25 protein-coding genes are annotated in these 25,151 nt (G+C 67.5%); 15 read left to right on the forward strand and 10 right to left on the reverse strand.

Annotation, left to right across the window (positions count from 1 at the left end; translation table 11 throughout):
• Nucleotides 1–7 precede the first annotated feature (7 nt).
• Together ACIA75_RS13465 and ACIA75_RS13470 are read left to right on the forward strand one after the other, a co-directional pair.
• Nucleotides 8–568 carry a TetR/AcrR family transcriptional regulator gene (locus ACIA75_RS13465; RefSeq protein WP_397103337.1) on the forward strand — a complete coding sequence of 187 codons (561 nt, stop codon included), beginning with the start codon at nucleotides 8–10 and terminating at the stop codon, nucleotides 566–568.
• 103 nt (nucleotides 569–671) lie between these two features.
• A complete protein-coding gene (locus tag ACIA75_RS13470; RefSeq protein ID WP_397103339.1) occupies nucleotides 672–1,163 on the forward strand; it encodes a pyridoxamine 5'-phosphate oxidase family protein in 492 nt (163 codons plus the stop codon).
• 329 nt (nucleotides 1,164–1,492) lie between these two features.
• On the opposite strand, the gene ACIA75_RS13475 is transcribed toward ACIA75_RS13470, so the two are convergent.
• Nucleotides 1,493–1,819, reverse strand: coding sequence for a hypothetical protein (locus tag ACIA75_RS13475; protein ID WP_397103341.1), 327 nt, complete (start codon nucleotides 1,817–1,819; stop codon nucleotides 1,493–1,495).
• Nucleotides 1,812–1,958 (reverse strand): hypothetical protein, encoded by a 147-nt coding sequence (locus ACIA75_RS13480; RefSeq protein ID WP_397103343.1) that lies wholly within the window; start codon nucleotides 1,956–1,958, stop codon nucleotides 1,812–1,814. Before ACIA75_RS13480 ends, ACIA75_RS13475 begins: the two co-directional genes overlap by 8 nt.
• A 282-nt stretch (nucleotides 1,959–2,240) precedes the next feature.
• Here ACIA75_RS13480 and ACIA75_RS13485 point away from each other — a divergent pair, with 282 nt between their 5' ends.
• From ACIA75_RS13485 to ACIA75_RS13495, 3 genes are all read left to right on the forward strand, one after another.
• Nucleotides 2,241–3,197 carry a helix-turn-helix domain-containing protein gene (locus tag ACIA75_RS13485; protein WP_397103345.1) on the forward strand — a complete coding sequence of 319 codons (957 nt, stop codon included), beginning with the start codon at nucleotides 2,241–2,243 and terminating at the stop codon, nucleotides 3,195–3,197.
• 2 nt (nucleotides 3,198–3,199) lie between these two features.
• Complete coding sequence (locus tag ACIA75_RS13490; protein ID WP_397103347.1) at nucleotides 3,200–3,403, forward strand: DUF397 domain-containing protein; 204 nt, start codon at nucleotides 3,200–3,202, stop codon at nucleotides 3,401–3,403.
• Nucleotides 3,404–3,522: 119 nt separating this feature from the next.
• Entirely contained in the window at nucleotides 3,523–4,005 is a 483-nt protein-coding gene (locus tag ACIA75_RS13495; RefSeq protein ID WP_397103349.1) for a hypothetical protein, read from the forward strand.
• Between the two features lie 125 nt (nucleotides 4,006–4,130).
• Here ACIA75_RS13495 and ACIA75_RS13500 read toward each other — a convergent pair whose 3' ends face one another.
• From ACIA75_RS13500 to ACIA75_RS13515, 4 genes are all read right to left on the reverse strand, one after another.
• Nucleotides 4,131–4,457, reverse strand: coding sequence for a helix-turn-helix domain-containing protein (locus tag ACIA75_RS13500; protein ID WP_397103351.1), 327 nt, complete (start codon nucleotides 4,455–4,457; stop codon nucleotides 4,131–4,133).
• Nucleotides 4,458–4,621: 164 nt separating this feature from the next.
• Nucleotides 4,622–5,440 (reverse strand): crotonase/enoyl-CoA hydratase family protein, encoded by an 819-nt coding sequence (locus ACIA75_RS13505; protein ID WP_397103512.1) that lies wholly within the window; start codon nucleotides 5,438–5,440, stop codon nucleotides 4,622–4,624.
• Nucleotides 5,441–5,934: 494 nt separating this feature from the next.
• Complete coding sequence (locus ACIA75_RS13510; protein WP_397103353.1) at nucleotides 5,935–6,885, reverse strand: hypothetical protein; 951 nt, start codon at nucleotides 6,883–6,885, stop codon at nucleotides 5,935–5,937.
• 247 nt (nucleotides 6,886–7,132) lie between these two features.
• Nucleotides 7,133–7,720 carry an SRPBCC family protein gene (locus ACIA75_RS13515; RefSeq protein ID WP_397103355.1) on the reverse strand — a complete coding sequence of 196 codons (588 nt, stop codon included), beginning with the start codon at nucleotides 7,718–7,720 and terminating at the stop codon, nucleotides 7,133–7,135.
• Between the two features lie 133 nt (nucleotides 7,721–7,853).
• On the opposite strand from ACIA75_RS13515, the gene ACIA75_RS13520 reads away from it, so the two are divergent.
• The 7 genes from ACIA75_RS13520 (at nucleotide 7,854) to ACIA75_RS13550 (ending at nucleotide 14,734) form a co-directional block, all read left to right on the forward strand.
• The gene (locus ACIA75_RS13520; RefSeq protein WP_397103357.1) at nucleotides 7,854–8,558 is read left to right on the forward strand and encodes a GntR family transcriptional regulator; all 705 of its coding nucleotides are present in this window, start codon (nucleotides 7,854–7,856) and stop codon (nucleotides 8,556–8,558) included.
• Between the two features lie 191 nt (nucleotides 8,559–8,749).
• Nucleotides 8,750–9,820 carry an N-acetyl-gamma-glutamyl-phosphate reductase gene (gene argC, locus ACIA75_RS13525; RefSeq protein ID WP_397103359.1) on the forward strand — a complete coding sequence of 357 codons (1,071 nt, stop codon included), beginning with the start codon at nucleotides 8,750–8,752 and terminating at the stop codon, nucleotides 9,818–9,820.
• Nucleotides 9,817–11,028, forward strand: coding sequence for a bifunctional glutamate N-acetyltransferase/amino-acid acetyltransferase ArgJ (gene argJ, locus ACIA75_RS13530; protein ID WP_397103361.1), 1,212 nt, complete (start codon nucleotides 9,817–9,819; stop codon nucleotides 11,026–11,028). Before argC ends, argJ begins: the two co-directional genes overlap by 4 nt.
• The gene (gene argB, locus ACIA75_RS13535) at nucleotides 11,025–11,939 is read left to right on the forward strand and encodes an acetylglutamate kinase (RefSeq protein WP_397103363.1); all 915 of its coding nucleotides are present in this window, start codon (nucleotides 11,025–11,027) and stop codon (nucleotides 11,937–11,939) included. The genes argJ and argB overlap by 4 nt, the downstream gene beginning before the upstream one ends.
• Nucleotides 11,936–13,135 carry an acetylornithine transaminase gene (locus ACIA75_RS13540; protein WP_397103365.1) on the forward strand — a complete coding sequence of 400 codons (1,200 nt, stop codon included), beginning with the start codon at nucleotides 11,936–11,938 and terminating at the stop codon, nucleotides 13,133–13,135. The genes argB and ACIA75_RS13540 overlap by 4 nt, the downstream gene beginning before the upstream one ends.
• 148 nt (nucleotides 13,136–13,283) lie before the next feature.
• Nucleotides 13,284–14,228 carry an ornithine carbamoyltransferase gene (gene argF / locus ACIA75_RS13545; protein ID WP_397103367.1) on the forward strand — a complete coding sequence of 315 codons (945 nt, stop codon included), beginning with the start codon at nucleotides 13,284–13,286 and terminating at the stop codon, nucleotides 14,226–14,228.
• Entirely contained in the window at nucleotides 14,225–14,734 is a 510-nt protein-coding gene (locus ACIA75_RS13550; protein WP_397103369.1) for an arginine repressor, read from the forward strand. Before argF ends, ACIA75_RS13550 begins: the two co-directional genes overlap by 4 nt.
• 41 nt (nucleotides 14,735–14,775) lie before the next feature.
• Here ACIA75_RS13550 and ACIA75_RS13555 read toward each other — a convergent pair whose 3' ends face one another.
• Together ACIA75_RS13555 and ACIA75_RS13560 are read right to left on the reverse strand one after the other, a co-directional pair.
• A complete protein-coding gene (locus ACIA75_RS13555) occupies nucleotides 14,776–16,395 on the reverse strand; it encodes an amidase (protein WP_397103371.1) in 1,620 nt (539 codons plus the stop codon).
• 191 nt (nucleotides 16,396–16,586) lie between these two features.
• On the reverse strand, nucleotides 16,587–16,733 hold the full coding sequence (locus tag ACIA75_RS13560; RefSeq protein WP_397103373.1) for a hypothetical protein: 147 nt from the start codon (nucleotides 16,731–16,733) through the stop codon (nucleotides 16,587–16,589).
• Nucleotides 16,734–17,034: 301 nt separating this feature from the next.
• On the opposite strand from ACIA75_RS13560, the gene ACIA75_RS13565 reads away from it, so the two are divergent.
• Together ACIA75_RS13565 and argH are read left to right on the forward strand one after the other, a co-directional pair.
• Nucleotides 17,035–18,237 carry an argininosuccinate synthase gene (locus ACIA75_RS13565; RefSeq protein ID WP_397103375.1) on the forward strand — a complete coding sequence of 401 codons (1,203 nt, stop codon included), beginning with the start codon at nucleotides 17,035–17,037 and terminating at the stop codon, nucleotides 18,235–18,237.
• Between the two features lie 329 nt (nucleotides 18,238–18,566).
• Entirely contained in the window at nucleotides 18,567–19,976 is a 1,410-nt protein-coding gene (argH, locus tag ACIA75_RS13570) for an argininosuccinate lyase (RefSeq protein WP_397103377.1), read from the forward strand.
• A gap of 284 nt (nucleotides 19,977–20,260) precedes the next feature.
• Here argH and idi read toward each other — a convergent pair whose 3' ends face one another.
• Nucleotides 20,261–20,845 (reverse strand): isopentenyl-diphosphate Delta-isomerase, encoded by a 585-nt coding sequence (gene idi / locus ACIA75_RS13575; protein ID WP_397103379.1) that lies wholly within the window; start codon nucleotides 20,843–20,845, stop codon nucleotides 20,261–20,263.
• Nucleotides 20,846–21,009: 164 nt separating this feature from the next.
• On the opposite strand from idi, the gene ACIA75_RS13580 reads away from it, so the two are divergent.
• Nucleotides 21,010–23,952 (forward strand): AMP-binding protein, encoded by a 2,943-nt coding sequence (locus ACIA75_RS13580; RefSeq protein ID WP_397103381.1) that lies wholly within the window; start codon nucleotides 21,010–21,012, stop codon nucleotides 23,950–23,952.
• 27 nt (nucleotides 23,953–23,979) lie between these two features.
• On the opposite strand, the gene rffA is transcribed toward ACIA75_RS13580, so the two are convergent.
• The gene (gene rffA / locus ACIA75_RS13585; protein WP_397103383.1) at nucleotides 23,980–25,140 is read right to left on the reverse strand and encodes a dTDP-4-amino-4,6-dideoxygalactose transaminase; all 1,161 of its coding nucleotides are present in this window, start codon (nucleotides 25,138–25,140) and stop codon (nucleotides 23,980–23,982) included.
• Between the last annotated feature and the right edge of the window lie 11 nt (nucleotides 25,141–25,151).

Consider the following 25,151-nt stretch of genomic DNA (forward strand, 5'->3'; position numbering starts at 1 on the left):
GGAGCTCGTGCCCAGACCCCGATCCACCGAGACCCGAGAGCGCATTCAGGCCGCGGCCCTGGAGCTGTTCGCCGAGCGCGGTGTCCGGGAGACGAGTCTGCGCCATATAGCCGAACGTCTCGGAATCACCAAACCCGCTCTCTACTACCATTTCTCGTCACGCGAAGACCTGCTGCGCAGCCTGGTGCAACCACTGATCGACGACGCTTCCGCCGCCATCGATGCGGACGAGGCCCGCGCGGGTAGCGGTCCGATCGACGCACGGGAACTGCTGGGCCGCTACTTCGACGTCTCGTACCGGCATCGCGCCGTCACGGCGCTGATGATCCGCGATATCGCACCCCTCGGCGAATTGGGCTTCGTCGAACGCATCGTCGACTGGCGGCGCCGTCTCACGACACTGCTGGTCGGCCCCGACGCCGATATCGCCGCCCGGGCCCGCGCCATTGTCGCGCTCGGCGGGCTCGGCGACTGCCTGGTTCTGCTGGCCGATACCCCGCTCGCTGAGCTGCGCGAGGCCACCCTCGACGCGGCCTGCGCGGCGCTGGGCATCCTGCCGGAGGGCTAGCGGGCGCAAGAGCTTCGTGTCCGGAAGGTTCGTGCCCGGGAGCAGGCATACGCGCGGCCCGTCGCGACCTGTGATGCCGCCGGAGCGTCGTACCGTCGGAGGTATGACGACATGGAGCGAGTTCACCGCGGAGGCGCCGCGTATCAGCCAGATCTTTCGCCGCCGCCATATCGCCACAGGCAATCTGTGCATGCTCGGCACGCTGCGCTCGGACGGTTTCCCCCGGATCAGCCCGGTGGAACCGATGATCTTCGAGGAAAAACTGGTGATCGCCGGCATGCCGGGCACCACGAAATTCCTGGACCTCCTGCGTGACCCGCGGTTCTGCCTGCACACCGCGACCGTCGACACCATGGTCACCGAGGGCGACGCGAAACTCTTCGGCGTCGTGGTCGACGATCCGGATACCGCGCTGCACGCCCGGTTCGCCGAATACTTGTACGAGGACAGCGGACTGGACCTGCGCGGCCGGCCGGTCGACCACTTCTTCGTCGCCGACCTGACCTCCGCCTCCTCGGTGGAGGTCGACGACGATCTCCTGAAGGTCACCATCTGGAAACCGGGTGAGGGAGAGCGAGTGGTCGAGAAGCGGTAGCAGCCGGTCGTATGGGCACATGAGAAACGGCTGCCGCAGAACTGGTCCGAGCGGCCGATACCTGTCCATGTCCGCCCGATACGGAACAGCCCCGGCTGCCCGGGAATTACCGCCCGGGCAGCCGGAGCCTTTTCGTCACCGGGAGGTCGACGACAACCCACTCATGGCACATCCGAGTAGCGCCGGGGTCGATTACTGATGGAAACGGCGGAGCAGGCGCTCGAACGCGGATGATGTCCGGTGTTTTCCCTCGTCTCTGTCGATCGACCACGCGACGAGGATCGTGTGCCCGATCGAACCGAGCATGCCGGAGGTGACCACGCTCAGCGCTATATATCCCCACCACACGGCATGTCCTCTCGATTCCAGCGGTAACCACGGGGATAGATCTGCCTCGGCGTGATCAGTGCGGCGTTATCGGTGATGATGTGGCGGATATCGTCGGCATGCTCGAACCCCGGGACCACCACCGCCCGCGCGTCGTACTCGGCGGCGTACTTCGCCAGCGCGTAAGTGACGACGAGAGGCCGGGCATTCGTCTTGACCGTGTACAGCAGCCGGCACCCGTTGCGCGCGGCGAGTTCGTACAGGTCGATATCCGGTGCCGGGATGTCGAGTCGGACCAAGCCGACCGCCGCGGGGGCTCGGTCAGGCATGCTCACCGTCCTCGGTCCACCGCCGCATAGCCGCGAGCAGCAGTTCCAGCTGGACCGGCGTGGGTAGCGCCCACTCGGTGGGTGGGCGAATCCCGGACTCGCCCCGGACTCTGACCGGCAATGACTCATTTGCGCACATGATGAAACCCCGCTCCTGGCATAGTCTTCGGTGAGCACCCGGTGCAGGGTCCGGCACGTGTCGTCAGTGTTCTTCTGAGGTCCACTGGCTGTGTCGTGAAGACCACCAGCTTTCGGCACTCCTGGCGTCGAACTGGTGTCCTCGACTGTGATTCGAGGTGGCCTGCACCGGGCGCTCCCTCAGTAGAGCGCTGCCCCAATCGCTTTGGGAAGCGCGAAACTGGATTTTCCAAGGCAAAATTCTGGAATTCCTCCACACCCATTGCGGGGCTGAGGTTTCCATGTGCAGCGTTCCGTGTGCGGGCTTCCAGAATTCAAACATCCTGTTAGCAAAGGCAACGACATGGCAAAAGGATCGACACGTACCAACGCGTCCACGCTGCCCAGACGGGCCCTGGGACGCCAACTCCGAAAGCTCCGTGAGCGGGCCGGTTATACCCAGTCGGCCGCGTCCCGCGTAGCCGAGATATCTCCGCAATCGTACGGACGCATCGAGGACGGCTGGCAGACGAAGGTCACCGATTTGGGTTTGAATGCGCTGGCGAATGCCTACGAGGCCACCGACGAGGAGCGGCGGCTACTGCTCGACCTCGCCCGTGAGATCCGCGAGGCAACCGCCTCGGGCAGAGGATGGTGGCGAGCCTACGCCGATGCCATGGTGTCAGGGTTCGATCATTATCTCGCCCTAGAGGAAGCAGCGAACCAGGTGACCTCTTGGCAGTCGACCGTGGTTCCCGGTCTACTCCAGACCCGAGACTACCGGCAGGCTCTTACCTGGGCTACAAGCCCGGATCGGTCCTCGGAGGACGTCAACCGGACTTTGGACCTTGCGCAACGGCGTCAAAACCTCCTGGACCGACCGGGCTTCAAGTTCGAGGCCCTGCTCACCGAGGCGGTTCTCCGATACAACGTCGGTAGCTCATCCGTGATCGCCGATCAGGTGAGGCACCTTATAGAGAAGTCGGAAGCTCCCGGTGTCGAGGTTCGGATCGTGCCCACTGCCGAGACCAACCCGGTCGGCCTGATGTCACGCTCGTTCGTGCTGTTCAGCTTCCCGCCGCTGCACGCATCCAAGCTCCAGGAACCGCCCGTCGCGTTCATGGAGGGTTTCACCGGCGACCTGTACATAGAGCGAGACGTCGAGGTTTCGAAGTACGCTCGCGAAGCCGACCGTATCCGGCATGTAGCGTTGTCCCCGTCGGCATCCAGAGACCTGATGCTGCGGATTTCGAAGGAGTGAGAATGATCGACTTGTCTCGGGCCTCCTGGTTCAAGAGCAGCCGTAGCCAAGGGGGAAGCGATTGTGTCGAAGCTGCCCACCTGGTCGGCGGGCATGTCGGCGTCCGTGACTCCAAGAACCCCACCGGTCCGGCACTCGTCTTCACTCCCGGCGAGTGGGATGCGTTTCTGGCCGGGGCCAAGGACGGCGAGTTCGATCGCCCCTGATTACCCGAATCACGACCCCCGAGCCCGGTAGCGATACTGAACTCGGGGGTCGATTCGTCGATACTCCGGCCGGATAGGGTGCTCGGATCATGTCACAACCGGCTTTCAGTATTCGATACGTGCCACATCGAGATGACCCGTCCTGGGCGTCGGACCGGGTTCCGGCGCCGTTGTTCGGAGACCGGGCTCCGGTCGGCTGGGAAGACCTGTGCGAGAACGACTTCATCGCCTACCGGTTCCGCGCGGACGTCGAGCTGACCATCGGCGGCCATGACTTCTCCACCGTCTGGGCGCCGGTTGTGGACTTCGCGCTGGCGTGGCAATATCTGCCCGCCGCACTGAAAAACGACGACCGGGTCGAAACGTGTATGACCGTGGAACCTCTCGTCTATCGCGTGGAGAACGACGGTGCCGAAGTGGCGATCTCATCCAATCAGCACAAAGGCCGCGTGTCGGTATCCGCAGTGCAGTTCGGCGTGATCGTGGACCGGATCGTCGATGCGGCGTTCGATCTGCTCTACGAACGGCAGCCGGCCCTGCTGCGGAATCGCTACCTGGTCGATCTGCGCCGCCGTATCGGACTCGAACCCGCCCCTGGATGATTCGGATCTGTCTGCTCCGGTGAACGTCGGCCTCCGGCAACCTGGGTGCTTGCCGCTCCAGCATGGCCTGAATGGCCCTTGCGTGCCCGGCGGTGTGGGGATGAGGTTCTGCAGGGCGTGGGTTATCAGGCAGTCAGTCCGAGCGTTTCGTCAGCGTTGTCGGCACCGACCGTGACCGAGAACCGCACCCCGAGTGCGCGGGCGAGCCGGTCGAGCACAGCCAGTGTCGGAACGCCACCACCGCCGGCTTCCAGCCGAGACACCGCAGGTTGTGTCATCTGCGCCCGTCTGGCCAGTTCCGTCTGTGACATGCCCAATGCCGTCCGGCGCTTGAATACCGCCCGGGCCAGCGCGATCTCGACCCGAGCGACCTCGCGCGCATTCCGATACTCGTCGGTGTCCCTTTTTGCGGCCAGCACCGGGTCGTCGGCGATCCGGTCGTGCGTGCCCATCACCGGTCCTCCTTCGAGGTGTCGATCATCCACTTGGACCCATGCATTTGATGGTATACCCACGCCGTGGCTGCCGGCGGGGCAGTCATTCGGCCGGCCGCGCACTACCCTTCCGAGTCTCAGCAGAATTCCTCGCTGGATCGCGCACTGGTGAGCGGTTCGTCTCAGTCGCCGGTGAACCGGGGCGCCCGCCGCTCCAGCATGGCGGCCACCGCCTCGTCGTGGTCGGTGGTGTGGTGGGTGATCGCCTGCATGGCGGCGGAGAGTTCCAGCAAGGTCTCCAGGCTCTGGTGCTGACCCTCACGCAGCAGGCGTTTGGTCATACGCAAGGCATGCGGTGGGTTCACCGCGATCTCACCCGCCAGCCGGTGGGCGGTGTCGAGGAGCTGGTCGGGTTCGACGACCTCGTTGACCATTCCCCAGTCGAGGGCGGTGGCCGCGTCGATGGCCGCGCCGGTGAAGGCCAGCTGGCTGGCGCGGGCCATGCCGACCGCGCGGGGCAGCAGCCAGGCTCCGCCGTCGCCGGGGATCAAGCCGAGGCGGACGAAACTCTCGGCGAAGGTTGCGGTGTTCGCGGCGATCCGCATATCGCACATGAGGGCCAGATCGCAGCCGGCGCCGATCGCGGGACCGTTGACCGCGGCGATGGTGGGAATTTCGCAGTGGTACAGCGCTTTCGGGATGCGCTGGATGCCGTGCCGGTAGCCCTGGCGTAGCTCGGCCGGGGTTCCGCCGAACATCCCGGCCTTGTCGCGCATGTGTTTGACATTGCCGCCCGCGCTGAACGCCGTGCCCGCACCGGTGAGGATGGCGACCCGCAGCGAATGGTCGCGGTTGGCCTCGGCCACCGCGGTCTCCAGTGCTTCGATGGTCGCCTCGTCGGAGATCGGATTGCGCTGGCCGGGGTTGTCGATGGTCCAGACGACGACGTTGCCGGTGCGCTCCACGCGCAGGGGTGCGGTCACGGTTGCTCCTCGGGACATGATGCTGCGGTTGTCTCCGGAAACAATGCCCGATCGGCGTCGGCGTCGCCCGGCTGCGGTGGGTTCGGCGACCGCCGCGGGGGTGGCGGCCCTGTCGACGGCAGGAAAGGGAAGGTCGGCGGTTCGGGTGGGCGTGCCCGCGGCCCGCCTGGTTTCGTGGCAGTGGGCGACCCTGGCGGTGAACCCGGTCAGATTGCGCGCGCGTGCCGCGATACGGGTGAGCATATCGGCCAGTTCGGCATCGGGCGTGCTGTCGAGGTCGATGCCGAGCAGCGCGTTGACGGCTCGATCCAAGGCGCTGAGCTGGTCTCGGATCGAGTCGTTCGAACTCATGTTCGAATTTTAGCGTATCTCCCGAACTCGGTTGTGCCTGCTGGGGGGTGCGGCTGACCACCGTATCTGTCACCTGCTCACGATTTCTGTCACCACGAGCGCCGCTGACAAGGCCCGTCGCCGCCCGTGAGAGTGCGCATCGGCGTTCGATTGGGTCATGTTCAATCCGTGACAGGAGTGATCGGCGCGCTCCGTAGGCCATCGATATAGCGGCGGGTCTGTTCCACGTCGAGGGGTCGATAGAGGCGGACGCCGTAGTAGAACTTCTGTCCCTCGGTGGCGCGGATGACGTTCGGCCGATCGGAGACGCGGTCGTCACCGAACCAGATGCTGATGGTCCCGTCCTCGTTGCGGACCAGTTCGCGATCGGACAGGCCCGGGCGCTCGACATCGAGCCAGCCCATGTCGTCGTACTTGATCACCGAGAAGTATCCGTTGTGGCCGTAGTCCAGCGGTGGGACATCGAAGGTCCATACGTCGGCGCCGGTGCTGGTGGTCATGGCCTGGAAGTATTGGGCGTGCCCTGGAGGCAGCCCGCCCCATCCCAGTCGGGCACCGAGCAGGTGCTGGTAGGGGTCGGTGGTGTCGGGTGTGCCGAAAGCCTTCGCGAAGTCGGCTTCGGCGGCATGAGTTTCCAGCTCCGCTCCGACGGACTTGCGGGTTTCTCCGTCGAAGTCACGACCTCGGTACGGGTTCGATGTCGTCGCCGTGATCCGCCGGGCGTCCTGCAACTGTTGGGCGGTTCGGAGCCCGCCCGCGGTCGCGGTGCGGCCCGCTACGTACACGTGGTTGCCGGCGGACAGGTCGGCATTGCGCACCGTCAGCATCTCGCCGGGATAGACCACCCCGACGACATAGTGGTTTTCGTCGATGATCTGGGCGATCTGGTACTCCTGCGAGGGCGCCACGGTGAAGGTGGCTTCCTCGGTCACGTCGACTACGGCGTAGGAGTAGATCAGATCCACATTGGATCGGATGATGATCTGGGTGTCGACATTCACCGGCTCCCGGTTGTGGAAGTACTGGTTGACCGGGGCCTTGGCGAGCTGTTCCCGGAAGTAGTGCGCCGTCTCGGCTTCCACGAAGTTTTCACGAGTCACGATCTCGGCCACGACGAAGTCCCTTCCCTGGCCCGGCAGGTACCTCCCGACCTTAGAAACCCACCAAGCGTGTGACGTCACCCATTGAGGATGAACTCGGGCGTCCACTCTGTGCCTGATACGGGTCGGTGACATCTTCGTTGGACAACTGAGGACAGGTGTCGTGATCAAGTCACCGTGTACGCCCGGTCAACCACCCCTGGCGGTGACGGATATCGAGGTCGGCCACAGGTGGAACGGCCGGTCTCGGCGACGTCGGTCAGGCGGCGGCTCGCCGGCGGACGGTGCGTTCGAGGATTCCGAGGGTGGCTTTGAGGGCGGACTCGGGGATCACCGGGAAGGTGACGCGTGCCTTCCACTCCTCGTCGGCAGCCGACCAGTCGTAGTAGGACGTGACGAGAGTGCCGTCCTCGGCCGGCTTCAACCGGTAACCGTAGATATGACCGAACTGCCGTCCGCGGGCTTCGACGGTCCAGGCGATTTCCTCGTCCGGGGTCAGTTCGGTGATGACTACCTCGACGTCGTATTTGCCCAGGGGGACGTCGCCGAGGGCTTCCCGGTCCATGTGGACCAGGAATCGGTCGCCGGGACGCCGGACCGGGTCTCCTTCGGCGTCGAGAAGCATTCCCGACGCGTCGATATCGACGTGTCCTCGAGGGTCGGTGAGGACGGCGAACACAGCGGCGGCGGGCGCGGGGATGAGCCGGGAGACTTCGAGTCGTTCGGAGGTTTCTGCGGCGGGAAGTGTTTCCGCCGCGGTGTGCCGGCGGGGCTGTCCCGGGGCGATGTCGGTGGCGGCGCTGCTGTCCGTGGCGGGAAGTTGGGTGAAGGAATCGTCGGCGCTCATTGTCTCGCTCCTGCTGGGTTGTGCCGGTGTCGCGAAGTGCCGGCGGAGTTCGCGATTTCGCGAAGGGCTCCGGCGGCAAGATCGATGATAGGACAAATAATCGATTATCGTCCATATTGTTTATGCTGGACGCATGATCGGGATGGCCCGGGCCTCGGTATCGCCCGGGAAGCAGATGCTCTCCGAGCAGGTCTACACACGCCTGCGGGACGCGATCATGCGCGGGGATTACGCCCCCGGCGATCCGCTCAAACCGCAGGATCTCGCGCGGAAGATGGGCGTGAGCCTCGCCATCGTGCGTGAGGCTCTCGTGCGAGTGGTCGGGGAGGGTCTCGCCGATCGGCTGCCCAACCGTGGCTTCGCCGTCCCGGCCTTTTCCGACCGCCGCTGGCAGGAGATCGCGGAGGCGCGCCGGACGATCGAACCGGTCCTGCTGCGGATGTCGATCGAGCGCGGCGACGTCGAATGGGAGACGCGGGTACGGGCCGCTCATCACCGTCTGGTCCGTACCCCGGCGTTCGTGCCGGAGGAAGGTGAGTACTACAGCGAGGCGTGGTCCGAGGCTCATCGAATTTTTCACCGCACCCTGGTGGAGGGCTGCGGGAACGTCGTCCTGCTGGAGACCTTCGATCGGTTGTGGACCGCGAGCGAACTCGCGCGCCGTTGGTCGGCGCACCGCAATCCCGGCCGGGACGACGCCGAAGAACACGGCCGGCTGGAGGCGGCGGCGCTGGCCCGCGATGCCGACGCCGCGGCCGCGGCCTTGACCGGGCATCTCGCCTTGACCGCGGCCGGTCTGACGGGTCGAACCACCCGAAGGGGCGGGGGCGAAACCTGATACGCCCCGCCTGCTGCCGGGAGTGGGTCGGCGGCTCGACCCGCGGTATCGGCAGTTGTTTGCGGCGCGTTGGGTGACAGTGCCGCCGATCGGTCGAGTGCCTGGTGTTTCGGTGGAATGATGGGTCGTGCCGAGTGGTGGGGATCGAACCCGTCGATGAATGGGCTTGCATGGTCGTGCATAATCATCACATGGCTGATCTCACGGATATGCCCGACCGGAACGGTCCGCTGCGCGTGGCCGTCGCCGGTGCCAGTGGTTACGCGGGCGGGGAAGTGCTGCGTCTGTTGCTGGGGCATCCGGAGTACCGAGCGGGGCGCCTCGAGATCGGGGCGCTCACCGCCGGCAACAACGCCGGGACCGCGCTGGGCGCGCTGCAACCGCAACTGCTCCCGCTGGCCGACCGGATCCTCGCCCCGACCACCGCGGCCGAGCTGGCCGGACATGACATCGTCTTCCTCGGCCTGCCGCATGGCCAATCGGCTGAACTGGCCGCCGAGCTGCCCGAATCGACCGTCATCATCGACTGCGGCGCGGATTTCCGGCTCACCGATCCCGCCGCCTGGGACCGCTATTACGGTGGCCCGCACGCGGGCAGCTGGCCCTACGGGCTGCCGGAGCTGCCGGGTGGCCGGGCCGCTCTGCGGGGGGCGACCCGGATTGCAGTGCCCGGGTGCTATCCGACCGTCGCCAGTCTCGCGCTGGCCCCGGCGATCGGGGCCGGAATCGTCGACCCGGTGGTGAACGTCGTGGCCGTCAGCGGAACCTCGGGCGCGGGCCGGAAACTGGATGTGGGTCTGCTCGGCTCGGAGGTTATGGGTTCGGCCCGCGCCTACGGTGTGGCCGGCGCGCATCGGCACACCCCGGAGATCGCGCAGAATCTGTCGGCCGTCGCGGGAACCTCGGTGCGGGTTTCCTTCACACCTGTCCTCGCGCCCATGCCGCGCGGCATCCTGGCGACCTGCACCGCCCCGGTGCGAGTGGATGCCGCGCAGGCGCGTGCTGTCTACGAAAAGGCTTATGCCGACGAACCTTTCGTGCACCTGCTCCCCGAGGGCGTGCTGCCGCAGACCGGTGCGGTGCTCGGCGCGAACTCGGTGACCCTTCAGGTGACCGTGGACCCCGACGCCGGCCAGCTGGTGGTGATCGGCGCGATCGACAACCTGACCAAAGGCACCGCGGGCGGCGCGGTGCAGTCCATGAACCTCGCGCTCGGCCTCGACGAGACCGCCGGGCTGTCCACCGTAGGAGTGGCCCCGTGACCACCGACAGCAGCGGAAACCTCGTCCACAATCAGGGCGTGACGGCCCCGCTCGGATTCCGTGCGGCCGGGATCGCCGCCGGACTCAAGGCCAGCGGCAACCCCGACCTCGCTCTCGTGTTCAACGAGGGCCCCGACTATGCCGCCGCCGGCGTTTTCACCAGTAACAAAGTGAAGGCGGCTCCCGTGCTGTGGTCGCAGCAGGTACTGAAATCGGGCCGGCTGCGCGCGGTGATCCTGAACTCCGGCGGCGCCAACGCCTGCACCGGCCCGCTGGGTTTTCAGGACACCCACCGCACCGCCGAGGAACTCGCCACCGCGCTGAGCAACTGGGGTACCGAAACCGGGGCGGGTGAGATCGCGGTCTGTTCCACCGGCCTGATCGGGGACCGGTTGCCGATGGACAAACTCATTCCCGCGGTCACCGAGATCGTGCACGAGATGGGCGGCGGGATGTCCGGCGGCACGGACGCGGCGCACGCCATCATGACCACCGACACCGTGCCGAAGGAAGCCTCGCTGCACCATCCCGATAAATGGAATGTGGGTGGTATGGCCAAAGGTGCGGGCATGCTCGCGCCGTCCCTGGCGACCATGCTGGTGGTCCTCACCACCGATGCCGTCGCCACCGCCGAGCAGCTCGACAGCGCCCTGCGCAAAGCCACCCGGCTCACCTTCGACCGGCTCGACGTGGACGGTTCGATGTCCACCAACGACACCGTGCTGCTGCTGGCCAACGGGGCCAGCGAGGTCGCGCCCGGCCAGGACGAGCTGGACGCGGCGGTGCTGGCGGTCTGTGACGATCTGGCCGGTCAGCTGATGGCCGACGCGGAAGGCGTCACCAAGCGGGTGCTGGTCACCGTCCAGGGCGCACACAGTGAGGACGACGCGCTCATCGCGGCCCGGATCATCGCCCGGGACAGCCTGGTCAAAACCGCGATGTTCGGATCCGACCCGAACTGGGGCCGGGTGCTGGCCGCGGTCGGCACCGCACCGATCGACCTCGACCCGGACCTGATCTCGGTATCGTTCAACGGCGCCCCGGTCTGTATCGACGGCACCGGCGCCCCGGGCGCGCGCGATGTCGACCTGTCCGGTCCCGATATCGCGGTCGTGGTGGATCTGCGGCTCGGCGACGGCACCGCCACCGTCCGCACCACCGACCTGTCCTACGGTTACGTCGAAGAGAACTCGGCCTACAGCTCATGACCGAAGCGATCCACGACCTGTCCGCGCTGGACAAGGCCCATATCCTGGCGGGCGCGCTGCCCTGGCTGCAGAAGTTCCGCGACAAGATCGTCGTCGTCAAATACGGCGGTAACGCCATGATCGACGACGGCCTCAAACGCGCGTTCGCCGCCGATATGGCCTTCCTGCGCACCGTCGGAGTGCATCCGGTGGTCGTGCACGGCGGTGGCCCGCAGATCTCGGCCATGCTGAAACGGCTCGGGCTCACCGGCGAATTCCGCGGCGGTTTCCGGGTCACCACACCCGAGGTGATGGATGTGGTGCGGATGGTGCTGTTCGGTCAGGTCGGGCGGGAACTGGTCGGGTTGATCAACGCGCACGGACCGTATGCCGTCGGCATCTCCGGCGAGGACGCCCGGCTGTTCACCGCGACCCGCCGCACCGTCGATATCGACGGCGCGGCCACCGATATCGGGCTGGTCGGTGACGTCACCGACGTACACCCGGACGCGGTACTCGACCTCATCGGCGCGGGCCGGATCCCGGTCGTCTCGACCATCGCCCCGGACGCCGACGGCGTGGTACACAACATCAACGCCGATACGGCCGCCGCCGCCCTGGCGGAAGGGATCGGCGCGGAGAAACTGGTGGTCCTCACCGATGTCGAGGGCCTCTACACCGATTGGCCCGACCGGTCCTCGCTGACCAGTGTGATCGACACCGACGCACTGGCCCACCTGCTGCCCTCGCTGGATTCGGGGATGGTCCCCAAAATGGAGGCATGCCTGCGTGCGGTCCGGGGCGGGGTCCCGAGTGCGCATGTCATCGACGGTCGCGTACCCCATTCGGTATTGCTGGAACTGTTCACGGGCGAAGGTATCGGCACGATGGTCACACCGGCGGCGGACGAGGAAAACGGAGTCAGAGCATGAACACTGCGCAATTGCGGCAACGGTGGTCGAATGTGATGATGCGCAACTACGCCACCCCGGAGGTCGTCCTGACCCGGGGCAGCGGCGCGGTCGTGTACGACGCGGACGGTAACCGCTATCTCGACTTCGTGGGCGGGATCGCGGTCAACAGCCTCGGCCACGCCCACCAGGCGGTCCTCGGTGCCGTCATGGACCAGCTCGGGACGCTCGGCCATGTCTCGAACCTGTACGGCAGCGAACCGGTGATCGAACTCGCCGAATCCCTGCTGGGCCATTTCGGTGACGGCGGCGGCCGCGCGTTCTTCTGTAACTCCGGTACGGAGGCCAACGAGGCCGCGTTCAAACTGGCCCGGCTCACCGGGCGCCGCAAGATCATCGCGTGCGACGAGGCGTTCCACGGCCGGACCATGGGCGCGCTCGCCCTCACCGGCCAGCCGTCGAAGCGCGCGCCGTTCGAGCCGATGCCGCCCGGTGTGGTGCATGTGCCCTACGGTGATGCGGCGATGCTGGAGCGCGCGGTGGATTCCGATACCGCCGCGGTGTTCCTGGAACCGATGCTGGGGGAGAGCGGTGTGGTGGTCCCGCCGATGGACTACCTGGTGCGGGCCCGGGAGATCACGGCCCGGCACGGTGCCCTGCTGATCCTGGACGAAGTGCAGACCGGTATCGGCCGGACCGGGAAGATGTACGCGCACCAGGCATTCGGGATCACCCCCGACGTGATGACGCTGGCCAAAGGACTGGGTGCGGGTCTGCCGATCGGCGCGGTCCTGGCCACCGGTCCCGCCGCGGATCTGTTCACTCCCGGGATGCACGGCACCACCTTCGGCGGTAACCCGGTGAGTGCCGCCGCGGCACTGGCCGTGCTGCGGACCATCGCCGAGGAAGGCTTGCTGGACCATGTCGAATCGGTCGGCAAACGGCTCAGCGACGGCATCGCGGTTCTGGAACATCCGCTGATCGCCGAGGTGCGCGGCGCGGGTCTGCTGATCGGTATCGGCCTCACCCATCCGGTGGCGCCGCAGGTCGAAGCCCGCGCCCGGGCGGCCGGATATCTGGTGAACCCCGCCAAACCCGATGTCATCCGGTTGGCTCCGCCGCTGGTACTCACCGAAACCCAGGCCGACAACCTGGTGCTGGACCTGCCGGTGATCCTGGACGAGGTGCTGGCCGAGACGAAAGGAGCCCCGGCATGATCGGGTCAAGCGCGGAGGAGGTAGCGCAGCGTAACCACGTAGCGCTCCCGATCATGCCGAAAGGACACCGCATGATCGGGTCAAGCGCGGAGGAGGTAGCGCAGCGTAACCACGTAGCGCTCCCGGTCATGCCGAAAGGAGACTGTGGATGACCGCCGTCCGGCATTTCCTGCGCGACGACGATCTGACGCCCGGCGAACAGGCCGAGGTGCTGGCTCTGGCCGCCGAACTGAAGAAGAACCCGTTCGCCCGCCGCCCGCTCGAGGGTCCGCGGGGTGTGGGGGTGATCTTCGACAAGAACTCCACCCGCACCAGGTTCTCCTTCGAGCTCGGTATCGCCCAGCTGGGCGGGCACGCGGTGGTGGTCGACGGGCAGACCACCCAGCTCGGCCGCGACGAAACACTCGCCGATACCGGTCGGGTGCTGTCGCGCTATGTCGAGGCGATCGTCTGGCGCACCTTCGGGCAGCGGCGTCTCGAGGAGATGGCCGCCACCGCAACGGTTCCGGTGGTGAACGCGCTGTCCGACGATTTCCATCCCTGTCAGGTGCTGGCGGATCTGCAGACGATCACCGAACACAAAGGCGACCCGAAAGGCATGGTCCTGGCGTATTTCGGGGACGGCGCCAATAATATGGCGCAATCGCTGCTGCTCGGCGGCGTCACCGCCGGGATGCACGTACGGATCGCCGCCCCGTCAGGGTTCCAGCCGGCCCGGGCCGTGCTCGCTGCCGCGCAGGCCCGCGCCGCGGAAACCGGCGGCAGTGTCACTGTCACCGACGACCCGTATACCGGGGCGTCACGCGCCGATGTCCTGGTCACCGACACCTGGACCTCCATGGGGCAGGAAAGTGACGGCCTGGACCGGGTCGCGCCCTTCCGCCCCTATCAGGTGAATGCCGGACTGCTGGCCGGGGCCGCGTCCGACGCCATCGTCCTGCACTGCCTGCCCGCCCATCGCGGTGAGGAGATCACCAACCAGGTTCTCGACGGAAAGCAGAGCGTGGTCTGGGACGAGGCGGAAAATCGCCTGCACGCCCAGAAAGCCCTGCTGGTCTGGCTACTGGACCAGGCGGGCACCCCGCGACGATGAGTGAGGCCAGAACGCATTCCACCGGCCCGCTCACGGCCGCCACCCGAGCCGGACGGCAGTCGCGGATCATCGCGCTCCTGGCGTCGCATCCGGTCCGCAGCCAGACCGAACTGGCCAACCTGCTCGCCGCCGAGGGAATCGAAACCACCCAGGCCACGCTCTCCCGCGACCTGGACGAACTCGGCGCGGTCAAACTCCGCGCGGCCGACGGCGGGGCCGGTGTGTATGTGGTCCCCGAAGACGGCAGCCCGGTCCGCGGCGTCACCGGCGGCACCGGCCGGCTCGCAAAACTCCTCGGCGATCTCCTGGTCTCCACCGATTCCAGCGGCAATATCGCGGTCCTGCGCACCCCACCGGGCGCGGCTCACTTCCTGGCCAGCGCCCTGGACCGGGCCGCACTGCCCTATATTGTCGGCACCATCGCCGGCGACGACACCATCGCGGTGATCGCCCGCGAACCGCTCACCGGAGCGGAACTGGCCGGGAAGATCGAGAACCTCGCCTGACCGGGGAACGCCGGCCTCCGGCCGGTGTCGTCGCCGCCCGGTCAGTGGGTGGCGGTCGTCGGAGCGAACGGGACCGGCGCCGGGGCGACAACGGTATTGGTGGGGTCGGATCCCGGTCCGGGCGTCGCCGGACCGGTATGCGGTAGCTCCCGGGGACCGGGGCGCAGGGCGGGCTCATCCTTCCAGAGGGGCTCGGCGGCCTGCAGTTCCAGTCCTATGGTGATGAGGTCGTTGTCCGACCAGGGGATCCCGCCGAGCTGCACCCCGAATGGCAGGCCGGTCTCGGCGGAGCGGCCGGCCGGTAGCGCGATCACGGGGGCACCGGCATAGTTGGCCCAGGTCATCGGCGTATCGGTCGCGAGCTGCGCGAGTAGGGCAGTGGCGCGAGGCTGCCGGTCCGTCACCGCGGCGGGCACGATGACGGCATCGAGTGCGCGGTCGGCGAAAAGCCGGTTGTAGTCGTGCGCGAACCGGGCGCGCTCGACCGTGATTGCGACATAGTCCTTGATCGGCGCGGACGCACCGGCGATGCACAGGCCGACTGTGGCGGCTGTCGCCGGTTGGTAGAGCGGGAGACGGCCCGCGAACTGCCGGTGATACTGCCCCGGTCCCAGAACGTCCGCGGTATAGGCGGGCAGCCGGGGCATGGCGATATCGCGCAGTTGCCCGCCGAGGTGCGTGATCAGGTCGAGAAAGTTCGACATCAGGATGCCGAGTGCGGCTGGAAGCCGGTTCGTCGTGTCTCGGTCCACACCGAAGATCTTGCCGGTGAGCGGTTTTGCTCGGCCGGAGACGGACGCGGGGTAACCGGCCATGGGACCGGCGACCGACGTGGCCGGATCAGCGAGATCCGGCCCGGCCATTGCCGACAGCACCAGCGCAGCATCGGCGAGGCTGCGGCCCATCGCCCCCACATGGTCTCGGGACAGGTCGTTCGGAATAACGCCGTACCTGCTGACCCGGCCGAACGTCGGCTTGATCGCGCTCACCCCGGTACGGGATGCCGGGATCCGCAGGGATCCGCCGGTGTCGGTGCCCAGGGCCAGCGGAACGAAGCGGGCCGCGAGGGCCGCGGCGCTTCCGCCCGAGGATCCGCCCGCGATCGCCGTGGTGTCCCACGGGTTGCCGACCTGCGGGGTGACTGTGCCGAACGCGAATTCATCGGTGTGGGTGTGCCCGAGCAGGACGGCGCCCTGGTCGCGCAATCGCTGCCAGGCTGTGGCGGTTCCGGACGCGATATTGCCGGCCAGCACCCGGCTGGACGCGGTGACCGGCAGACCCTGCACCGAGAACAGGTCTTTGAGCGCGATCGGCACTCCGCACAGTAGCGGGGCGTTCCCGCCGGCCAGTCGTTGCGCCGCTTCATCCGCCTGCTGATAAGCCAGCTCCGGGTAGGTGCGCACCCAGGAATTGATGGGCCCGTCGAACTCGCTGCTGCGTCGCAGACAGGCGTCCAGTAGCTCCCGGGGGTGCAGCTGCCCGGCTTGTAGCAGCGATGCGGCTTCCAGGGCGGAAAGCAGCGCCGGATCGGTGACAGCCGCCTGTGCCCGGCCGTGGAGTAGGGAGAGGCCGGCGATTCCCCCGGAGGTACCGGCGACGGTTGCTGCGAATGCGCCGCCGGCGGCACGGAGAAGCGTTCGGCGTGACAGGTAAGACGTCATCCCAGGGTCTGCGGTGATTCGGGGCGACGATGTCCACCGGCCGGGCCTCGTTCGGCTCTGAGCGTAAACCTGCTGCCGGCCCGGGTCGAGCCCTCGAGGGCTACGCTCAGGGCAGCGTTGCGGAGTGGTCGCATCTGCCACAAGATAGTCGCTCCGGAGCGAGTCCGGCGATTCCTCCGGTGTCGCCGGGGTCAGTGGTTGTTCACCAGTTCCTGCAGGAACGGTGTGGCGAGTTCGATGCCCATCACGCCCAGCTTCAGGGCGGTGTTGCCCAGCGTGACGACGATGAAGCCGATTGTCTCGTAGTTGTCCTGCGCCCATTGCTGCAGTGTCTGCACGGTCTTCTCCTCCCTTGCCGTTGCGCCTTCGGGATGTGACCAGCGTCTCACGCCTGGGGCGGGTGGCCAAGGTGTCGTTACCGAGCTGGATGGTCGACCGTGGTGATATCGACGCAGGTAGCAGCCGGTGTGAACCCCGGTTATGAATGAGATTGCACCATCGTGCATAATCATTTGCAACGGCGGCGCGAGCCGAACCGGCAACGGGTCAGCATACTGCTGGATATCGGTTGTCCGGCCCCACGACCGCAGACCCGAAACAACCGCAGACCTACGCACACATTCGAGGGAGCACCAGAACATGTCCGATCGCGTCGTACTCGCCTACTCCGGTGGGCTGGACACCTCCGTGGCCATCAGCTGGATCGGCAAGGAGACCGGCGCCGAGGTCGTGGCCGTGGCCATCGACCTGGGGCAGGGCGGCGAGGATATGAACGTGGTGCGCCAGCGCGCCCTGGACTGCGGCGCCGTCGAAGCGGTCGTCGTCGACGCCCGGGACGAGTTCGCCGACGAGTACTGCCTGCCCACCATCCAGGCCAATGCCCTCTATCAGGCCGAATACCCGCTGGTATCGGCGATCAGCCGCCCGCTCATCGTCAAGCACCTGGTCGAGGCCGCGAAATTCCACGGCGCCTCCACCGTCGCCCACGGCTGCACCGGTAAGGGCAACGACCAGGTCCGGTTCGAGGTCGGCATCGGCGCGCTGGCCCCCGATCTGAACGTGATCGCCCCTGTCCGCGACTACGCGTGGACACGGGAGAAGGCCATCGCCTTCGCCGAGGAAAACAAGCTCCCGATCAACGTCACCAAGAAATCGCCGTTCTCCATCGACCAGAACGTCTGGGGCCGGGCCGTCGAGACCGGATTCCTCGAGGATCTGTGGAACGCGCCCACCAAGGACGTCTACGACTACACCACCGACCCGACCGTCAACTTCGAAGCGCCCGACGAGCTCATCGTCACCTTCGACCGCGGTGTCCCGGTGGCCATCGACGGCCGCCAGGTGAGCGTGCTCGAGGCGATCGTCGAACTGAACAAGCGCGCGGGCCGCCAGGGTGTCGGCCGGCTGGATATGGTCGAGGACCGGCTCGTCGGCATCAAGAGCCGCGAGATCTACGAGGCACCCGGCGCCATCGCGCTGATCACCGCGCACCGGGCCCTGGAGAGCGTCACCCTCGAGCGGGAACTGGGCCGGTACAAGCGGCAGGTCGAACAGCGCTGGGGCGAGCTGGCCTACGACGGTCTGTGGTTCTCTCCGCTCAAGCGCGCGCTGGACGCGTTCGTCGCCGAGACCCAGCAGCACGTCACGGGCGATATCCGCATGGTGCTGCACGGCGGCAATGTCGTGGTCAACGGCCGGCGCAGCGACCAGTCGCTCTACGACTTCAACCTGGCGACCTACGACGAGGGCGATACCTTCGACCAGTCGCTCGCGAAGGGTTTCGTGCAGATCCACGGCCTGTCCTCGAAGGTCGCCGCCAAACGCGATCTCAACCAGAAGTAGGAGTCGTCACGCCCGGTCGCCCGGAACGGCGCCCGGGCGGTCCTCGCGGATACATCGGGCGAGACGCCGGGCAGCCTTCCGGGGCAGCGGCGCCGACGCGCTCGCGGGCGTGGCTCCTTGCGTGCACCGCGGGTCTGCGGCGCACCGACGGCTTCGAAACCCGGCAACTGTCGGTGCCGGCGAAGCGAATGGTGGTCCGGCGCTGGGTGCCGACTGCATACGCCACGCGGCCGGCAACTCGACGGGCCGGGCCTGACGAGCGACGACACACAGGTCCAATACGGTAGGGGCGGCAAGCCCGACCGGCATATCGAGACGTGGGAGAGACAGTGGGCACCAACGAGGGCGCGTTGTGGGGCGGGCGGTTCGCCTCCGGTCCCGCCGAGGCGATGGCGGCGCTGAGCAAATCGACCCAGTTCGACTGGGCGCTGGCGCCCTACGACATCCGGGCGTCCAAAGCGCATGCCCGCGTGCTGAACAAGGCCGGGCTGCTGTCGGAGACGGATCTGACCGATATGCTCGCCGGCCTCGACCAGCTGGCCGCGGATGTCGAATCGGGCGCCTTCATCGCTGCCGAATCGGACGAAGACGTGCACGGCGCGCTGGAGCGCGGTCTCATCGAACGCGTCGGTGCCGAACTCGGCGGCCGGTTACGGGCCGGACGTTCCCGCAACGACCAGGTCGCCACACTGTTCCGGATGTGGCTGCGCGACGCGATCCGGCGGATTGCCGCCGGTCTGGTCACCGTCGTGGATGCGCTGACCGACCAGGCCGCCGCCCACCCCGACGCGGTGATGCCCGGTAAAACACATCTCCAGGCCGCCCAGCCCGTCCTCCTGGCGCACCATCTCCTCGCCCACGCCCACCCCCTGCTGCGCGATATCGACCGGCTGCGTGATTTCGACAAACGAGCGGCCGTGTCCCCTTACGGTTCGGGTGCATTGGCCGGATCCTCGCTCGGCCTCGACCCCGAGGCGATCGCCGCGGACCTGGATTTCACCGCCGCCGCGGCCAACTCCATCGACGCCACATCGTCGCGCGATTTCGCGGCCGAGGCGGCGTTCGTGCTGGCGATGATCGGGGTCGACCTGAGCCGGATGGCCGAGGAGGTCATCCTCTGGAGCACCCCGGAGTTCGGTTACATCACGCTGGCCGATGCCTGGTCGACCGGGTCATCGATCATGCCGCAGAAAAAGAACCCGGACGTTTCGGAACTGACCCGCGGTAAGGCCGGCCGGTTGATCGGCAATCTCACCGGCCTGCTCGCCACCCTGAAGGCCCAGCCCCTCGCCTACAACCGGGATCTGCAGGAGGACAAGGAACCCCTGTTCGATTCGGTGGCTCAGCTGGAACTGCTGCTCCCCGCGATTGCCGGGCTCGTCTCCACTCTGACCTTCCATACCGACCGGATGGCCGAGCTCGCTCCCGCCGGATTCACTCTCGCGACCGATATCGCGGAGTGGATGGTGCGCCGCGGCGTGCCGTTCCGGGTCGGGCACGAAGCGGCCGGCGCCTGCGTCCGGGCCGCGGAGGCGCGGGGAGTCGGGCTCGACGAGCTGACCGACGCCGAATTCGCGGCAATCGATCCCGCCCTCACCCCGGAGGTGCGGGAGGTGCTGACGGTGGCCGGTTCGGTCGCCTCGCGCAACGCCCGCGGCGGTACGGCGGGGGAGCGGGTGCGCGAACAGCTCGCGGAGGTCCGGGAGGCCGCCGACGAAATCCGGGCATGGCTGCGCTGATCCGCGCAAACGTATCCGGCCCCGGCTGATCGTCGACGCGGTCCGCCCACGTGTTTCGCAGTCGCTCCGGAGTATGTCGACGCACCAGCGCGCGCCCGCGCTTTCTGGTGCGAATACGGTGTTGACGCCCGGGCCACGACCTCGTTGATCGACCGAGCGGCTCCGGCTACGCGATAGAGGTGTGCTCCTACGTAGATATGCGCATCTAACGATTTCTCTGCTTCTTATCCGTCACAAGAACCACAAGGAGTGCGGCAAGAGCTCGCGCAGCGAAGGTGCGGCGGTCAGCGGCCGAGGATGTGGGCCGTGGCGACCTCGAGCACGCCGGCGAACCACGGACTGAACTCATCGGGTGCGTCCCGCATCCGCCGGCGCAGGTCGGCCGGGCGCATCCAGCGGTACGCGGCGACCTCGGCGGGGTCGGGGGCCGGATCGGTGCCGTCGAACGAACCCACCAGCACGTGATCCCATTCGTGCTCGACGTAACCGGTGCGGGGATCTTCGGCGCGGTAGCGGTACACCCCGACCTCGGTCAGCGGGATCCGTAATCCCATTTCCTCGATCAACCGGATCCGCGCCGCCTCGTCGACCGGGTGGCCCGGCGCCGGATGACCGCAGCAGGTGTTGGACCAGCGCGCCGGGAACCGGGTCTTACCGAACGCGCGCTGCTGTAGCAGTGTGCGGCCCGCACTGTCGAAGATCAGGACCGAGAACGCCCGGTGCGGGGCGCCGGGTGCGCGGTGGGCGTCGGCGACCGGGCACGAACCGACCGTATTGCCGGCCGCGTCCACGAGCTCCACCGGGAGGGATTCCCGGTCGGCCGCGGCCGGCGGGCGCGAGGAGGTCGGCGTGGGGGTCGTATCGGTCACGATCCCCACCCTATCGGCGCGGGCGTGCGGGTCCGTCGAGGTGGCGGGTACATGATGTAGATGTCACAACGGGCCGCCGGTCCGGGGTGCGATATGGCAGGCTTTGGTGCGTACCTCGTGGTTTGTGAGGTGGGCCACGCCACTGGTAGGGCTGGGAGTGGAACGTGAAGTTGAGTGTGCGAGGTTTGGCGGGATCGGCGCAGCGGGTGATGGCCACCGCGCAGAACGGTCTCGAGGTCATCCGCTTCGGGGGTCTCGGACGCGATACCGACGCCTCGCCGTTCGAGATCGCCGAGCGCCGCCCCATGTACCGGTTGCGGCACTATTTTCCCGACGAGGCCGTCTCCGGCCCCGTGGTGCTGCTGGTGCCACCGCTGATGGTGAGCGCCGATATCTGGGATGTGAACGGTGACGACGGTGCGGTGGGAATTCTGCACCGCGGCGGAATCGATTGCTGGGTCATCGATTTCGGCTCCCCCTCGACCGAGGAGGGCGGCTGGCAACGGGACCTGGCCGATCATGTGCTGGCCGTGCACAGCGCCATCGACACCGTCTGCGCGGCCACCGGGCGCCCCGTCCATCTCATGGGGTATTCGCAGGGCGGGATGTTCGCTTACCAGGCCGCCGCTTTCCGGTCCGGAAAAGGGATCGCGAGCATCGTCACCTTCGGCAGTCCGGTGGATATCGTCGCCGGGATGCCTCTCGGGCTGCCGCACGCCGCGGTGACGGATCTGGTGGACTTCGCCGCCGATCACGTGATACCCCGGTTACCGATCACCGACCGGATGGTGCGGATCGGGTTCCAGCTGCTGGACCCGGTGAAAACCGCGAAGGCCCGGATCGATTTCCTGCGCCAGCTGCACGATCGGGAGGCGCTGCTGCCCAAGGAACGCCAGCGGCGGTTCCTGAGCAACGAGGGCTGGGTCGGTTACGCGGGCCCCGCGGCGGCCGATCTGCTCAAACAGTTCGTCGTCCACAACCGGATGATGCTCGGCGGTTTCGTCATCCGCGATCAGCCGATCTCGCTGGCCGATCTGAAATGCCCCATTCTGGCGTTCGTCGGCGAGGTCGACGAAATCGGGCAGCCGGCGGCGGTGCGCGGTATCGTCCGCGCCGCGCCGCGGGCCGAGGTCTACGAATCGACCGTGGTATCAGGGCATTTCGGTTTGGTGGCCGGTTCGATGGCGACCAGGGCCACCTGGCCCCGGGTCCGTGACTGGGTCGGCTGGACCGAGGGCAGCAACCCGCTGCCGGAGGAGATCGTGCCCATGTCCGACGAGGTCCCGGCGAGTGCGCCGCGGACCGCGCTGCTCCGGGCGGTCTACACCGCTGCGGCACTGGTCGAGGCCGGGGCGGGAGTCGGCCGGACCCTGGAAAAAGTAGCCGCGAATACAGTGCTCGGCTCCGTCGGCGTCGTCGAGGGCGCGGCGCGGACACTACCCCGGCTCACCCGGCTCGGCACGATCCAGTCCGATACCCGGATCTCCCTCAGCCGGCTCATGGCCGAACAAGCGCGGCGTTCGCCCAACGGGGAATGCTTCCTGTTCGACGATCGCGTGCACACCAACGCGGCGGTCGAGGCCCGGATCGACAATGTGGTGCGCGGGCTGCTCTCGGTCGGGGTCCGGCCGGCCACCCGGGTCGGTGTGGTGATGGAGACGCGGCCCAGCGCGCTGGCCACGGTGGCGGCGCTGTCCCGGATCGGGGCGGTCGCGGTCCTGCTGGCGCCCGAGAGCGACCTGATCAGCGCGCTGGAGCAGACCGGGACGTCGATCCTGGTGTCGGATCCGGAAAATGTGCGGCATGCCGTCGCGACCGGCGCCCGCGTGCTCGTCCTGGGCGGTGGTGACGCGCGCGGTCTCGCGGTACCCGACGGCACCGACCTCGTCGACCTGGAACAGATCGATCCCGAGCGGGTGCGGATACCGGGCTGGTACCGGCCGGATCCCGGCCGGGCGCGTGAGCTGGCGTTCATCCTGGTCGCGGGTACCGGCGAGCGGCTCGATATCAAATACATCACCAACCACCGCTGGGCGCTGTCGGCGTTCGGGACCGCGTCGGCCGCCGATCTGGACCACAAGGACACGGTGTACTGCCTGGCCCCGCTGCACCATTCGTCCGGTCTGCTGGTGAGCCTGGGCGGGGCCGTCGCCGGCGGGAGCCGGATCGCGCTGACCCGGTCGCTGGATCCGGCGCAGTTCGCCGAGGAAGTGCACCGGTACGGGGTCACGGTGGTGACCTACACCTGGACGATGCTGCGCGATATTCTCGACGCCGAAGTCTTCCCCGCCGGGTATCCGCATCCGATCCGGTTGTTCATCGGCTCCGGAATGCCCGCCGGGCTGTGGCGGCGGACCATGGAACAGTTCGCGCCGGCCCGGGTCCTCGAATTCTATGCCTCGATCGAGGGCGATGTGGTGCTGGCGAATGTGCCCGGGGTGAAGTTCGGCTGCAAGGGCCGCCCCGTACCCGGTACCGCGCGCGTCGAACTGGTGGCGTTCGACCCGGTGTCCGGGCAGGTCATGGTCGATGACAACGGTTTCGCCCGGCGCTGCGCGGACAACGAAGTGGGCCTGCTGATCGGTTCCGCCGGGGCGGGGGTGGACCTGTCCCGCGGCGGTTTGCGGGGCGTCTTCGATCCGGAGGATTCCTGGCTGCCCACCGAGAACCTGTTCCGCCGCGACAGCGACGGTGACTACTGGCTCGTCGACCGCATCGATTCGGTGATCCGGACCCGCCGGGGCCCGGTGTTCACCCAGCCGATCGTGGATGTGCTCAACGATATCGCCGCCGTCGATATGGAGGTCGCCTACGCGCTGCCGGCCCGGGACCGGATCCTCGCGGTGGCGGCGGTGAGTGTGCGCGCCGGTCTCGAACTCGGGCCTGTCGAGGTGACCGAGGCGCTGCGCTCATTGCCGCCGGGGCAGCGTCCCGACCTGGTGTACGTCGTCGACGATATTCCCCGCAGCCCGTCCTTCCGGCCCTCGGCGCACGCGGTACGGGAGATCTTCGCGCCCCGCCCTGGACCGGGCACCTGGTTCTACAACCCGGATTCGGAGAGCTACGAGGAGCTCACCGAGGCGGGTTCGTTCGGACTGCTCACCTGACGCCGGTCGGTCACCTGGGCCCCGGCTTCAGCAGCGGAATTCGGTGACCGCCTCGACGACCCGGTCGAGCTGGGCGGGGGTGAGCATCGGCCACAGCGGGAGTCGCACAATGGTCGCCGCGAACCGGGCGCTGCGGGTGCACGGGACCGGCGTGCGCCCGTATTTGAGCCCGGCGGCGCTGGAATCCAGCGGCACGTAATGGAACGGCGCCACAATGCCGCGGGCGGCGAGATGCCGGATGAGTGCGTCGCGGGTGTCCTCACACGGCATCCGGAGATAGAACAGGTGCGCGGTATGCCGGCGGTCCGCCGGAACGGACATCGGCTCGACCCCCTGGCTCGCCGCCCACGGCGCGAGTCCGGCCGCGTAGGTGTGCCAGACGCGGTGCCGGGCCTGCTGGATCGAGTGGAATTCGGCGAGTTGCGCGTCGAGTACCGCCGCATTGAGTTCGCTGGGCAGATAGCTGGACCCGATGTCCTGCCACGAGTACTTGTCCACCTGACCGCGGAGGAAACGCGCCCGGTCGGTGCCCTTTTCCCGGATGATCTCGGCCCGGCCCATCAGGATCTCGTCGGAGAGCAGCAGGGCGCCGCCCTCGCCGCAGTGCACGTTCTTGGTGTCGTGGAAACTCTGGGTACCCAGTGTTCCGAGGGTGCCCAGGGCCCGGCCCCGCCAGGTTCCGCCGAGACCGTGGGCGTTGTCCTCGATGAGAGCCAGGCCGTGGCCGCGGGCCAGGTCGCCGAGTGCGGCCATATCGGCCGCGACACCGCCATAGTGCATCACCACAATCGCTTTGGTGTGGTCGGTGATCGCAGCGGCGGCGGCCGCGGGATCGATATTGCCGGTCGTGCTGTCGATATCGACGAAAACGCAGGTCGCGCCGTGCACGGCGAAAGCGGTGGCGGCGGAGGTGAAGGCGAAACTCGGCACGATCACCTCATCGCCGGGGCCGAGTTCGAGCAGCAGCGCGGACAGTTCCAGCGCATGCGTGCACGAGGTGGTGAGCAGAACATGCGGCGCGCCGGTGATCTCGGCGAGTTTCGCCGTGGCGGCGGCGGTGAACGGCCCGTCACCGTGACAGTGGTCGGAGTCGAGGACCGCCGCCACATTGGCCAGTTCGGCCGCGGACCGGTAGGGCCGGCTGAAAATGATCCGGTCGCTGACCTCCTCCGGGCCTGACCCGCTCATGCTGTGTCCAT

This window comes from Nocardia sp. NPDC051750 (assembly GCF_044453135.1).
GTDB lineage: Bacteria > Actinomycetota > Actinomycetes > Mycobacteriales > Mycobacteriaceae > Nocardia.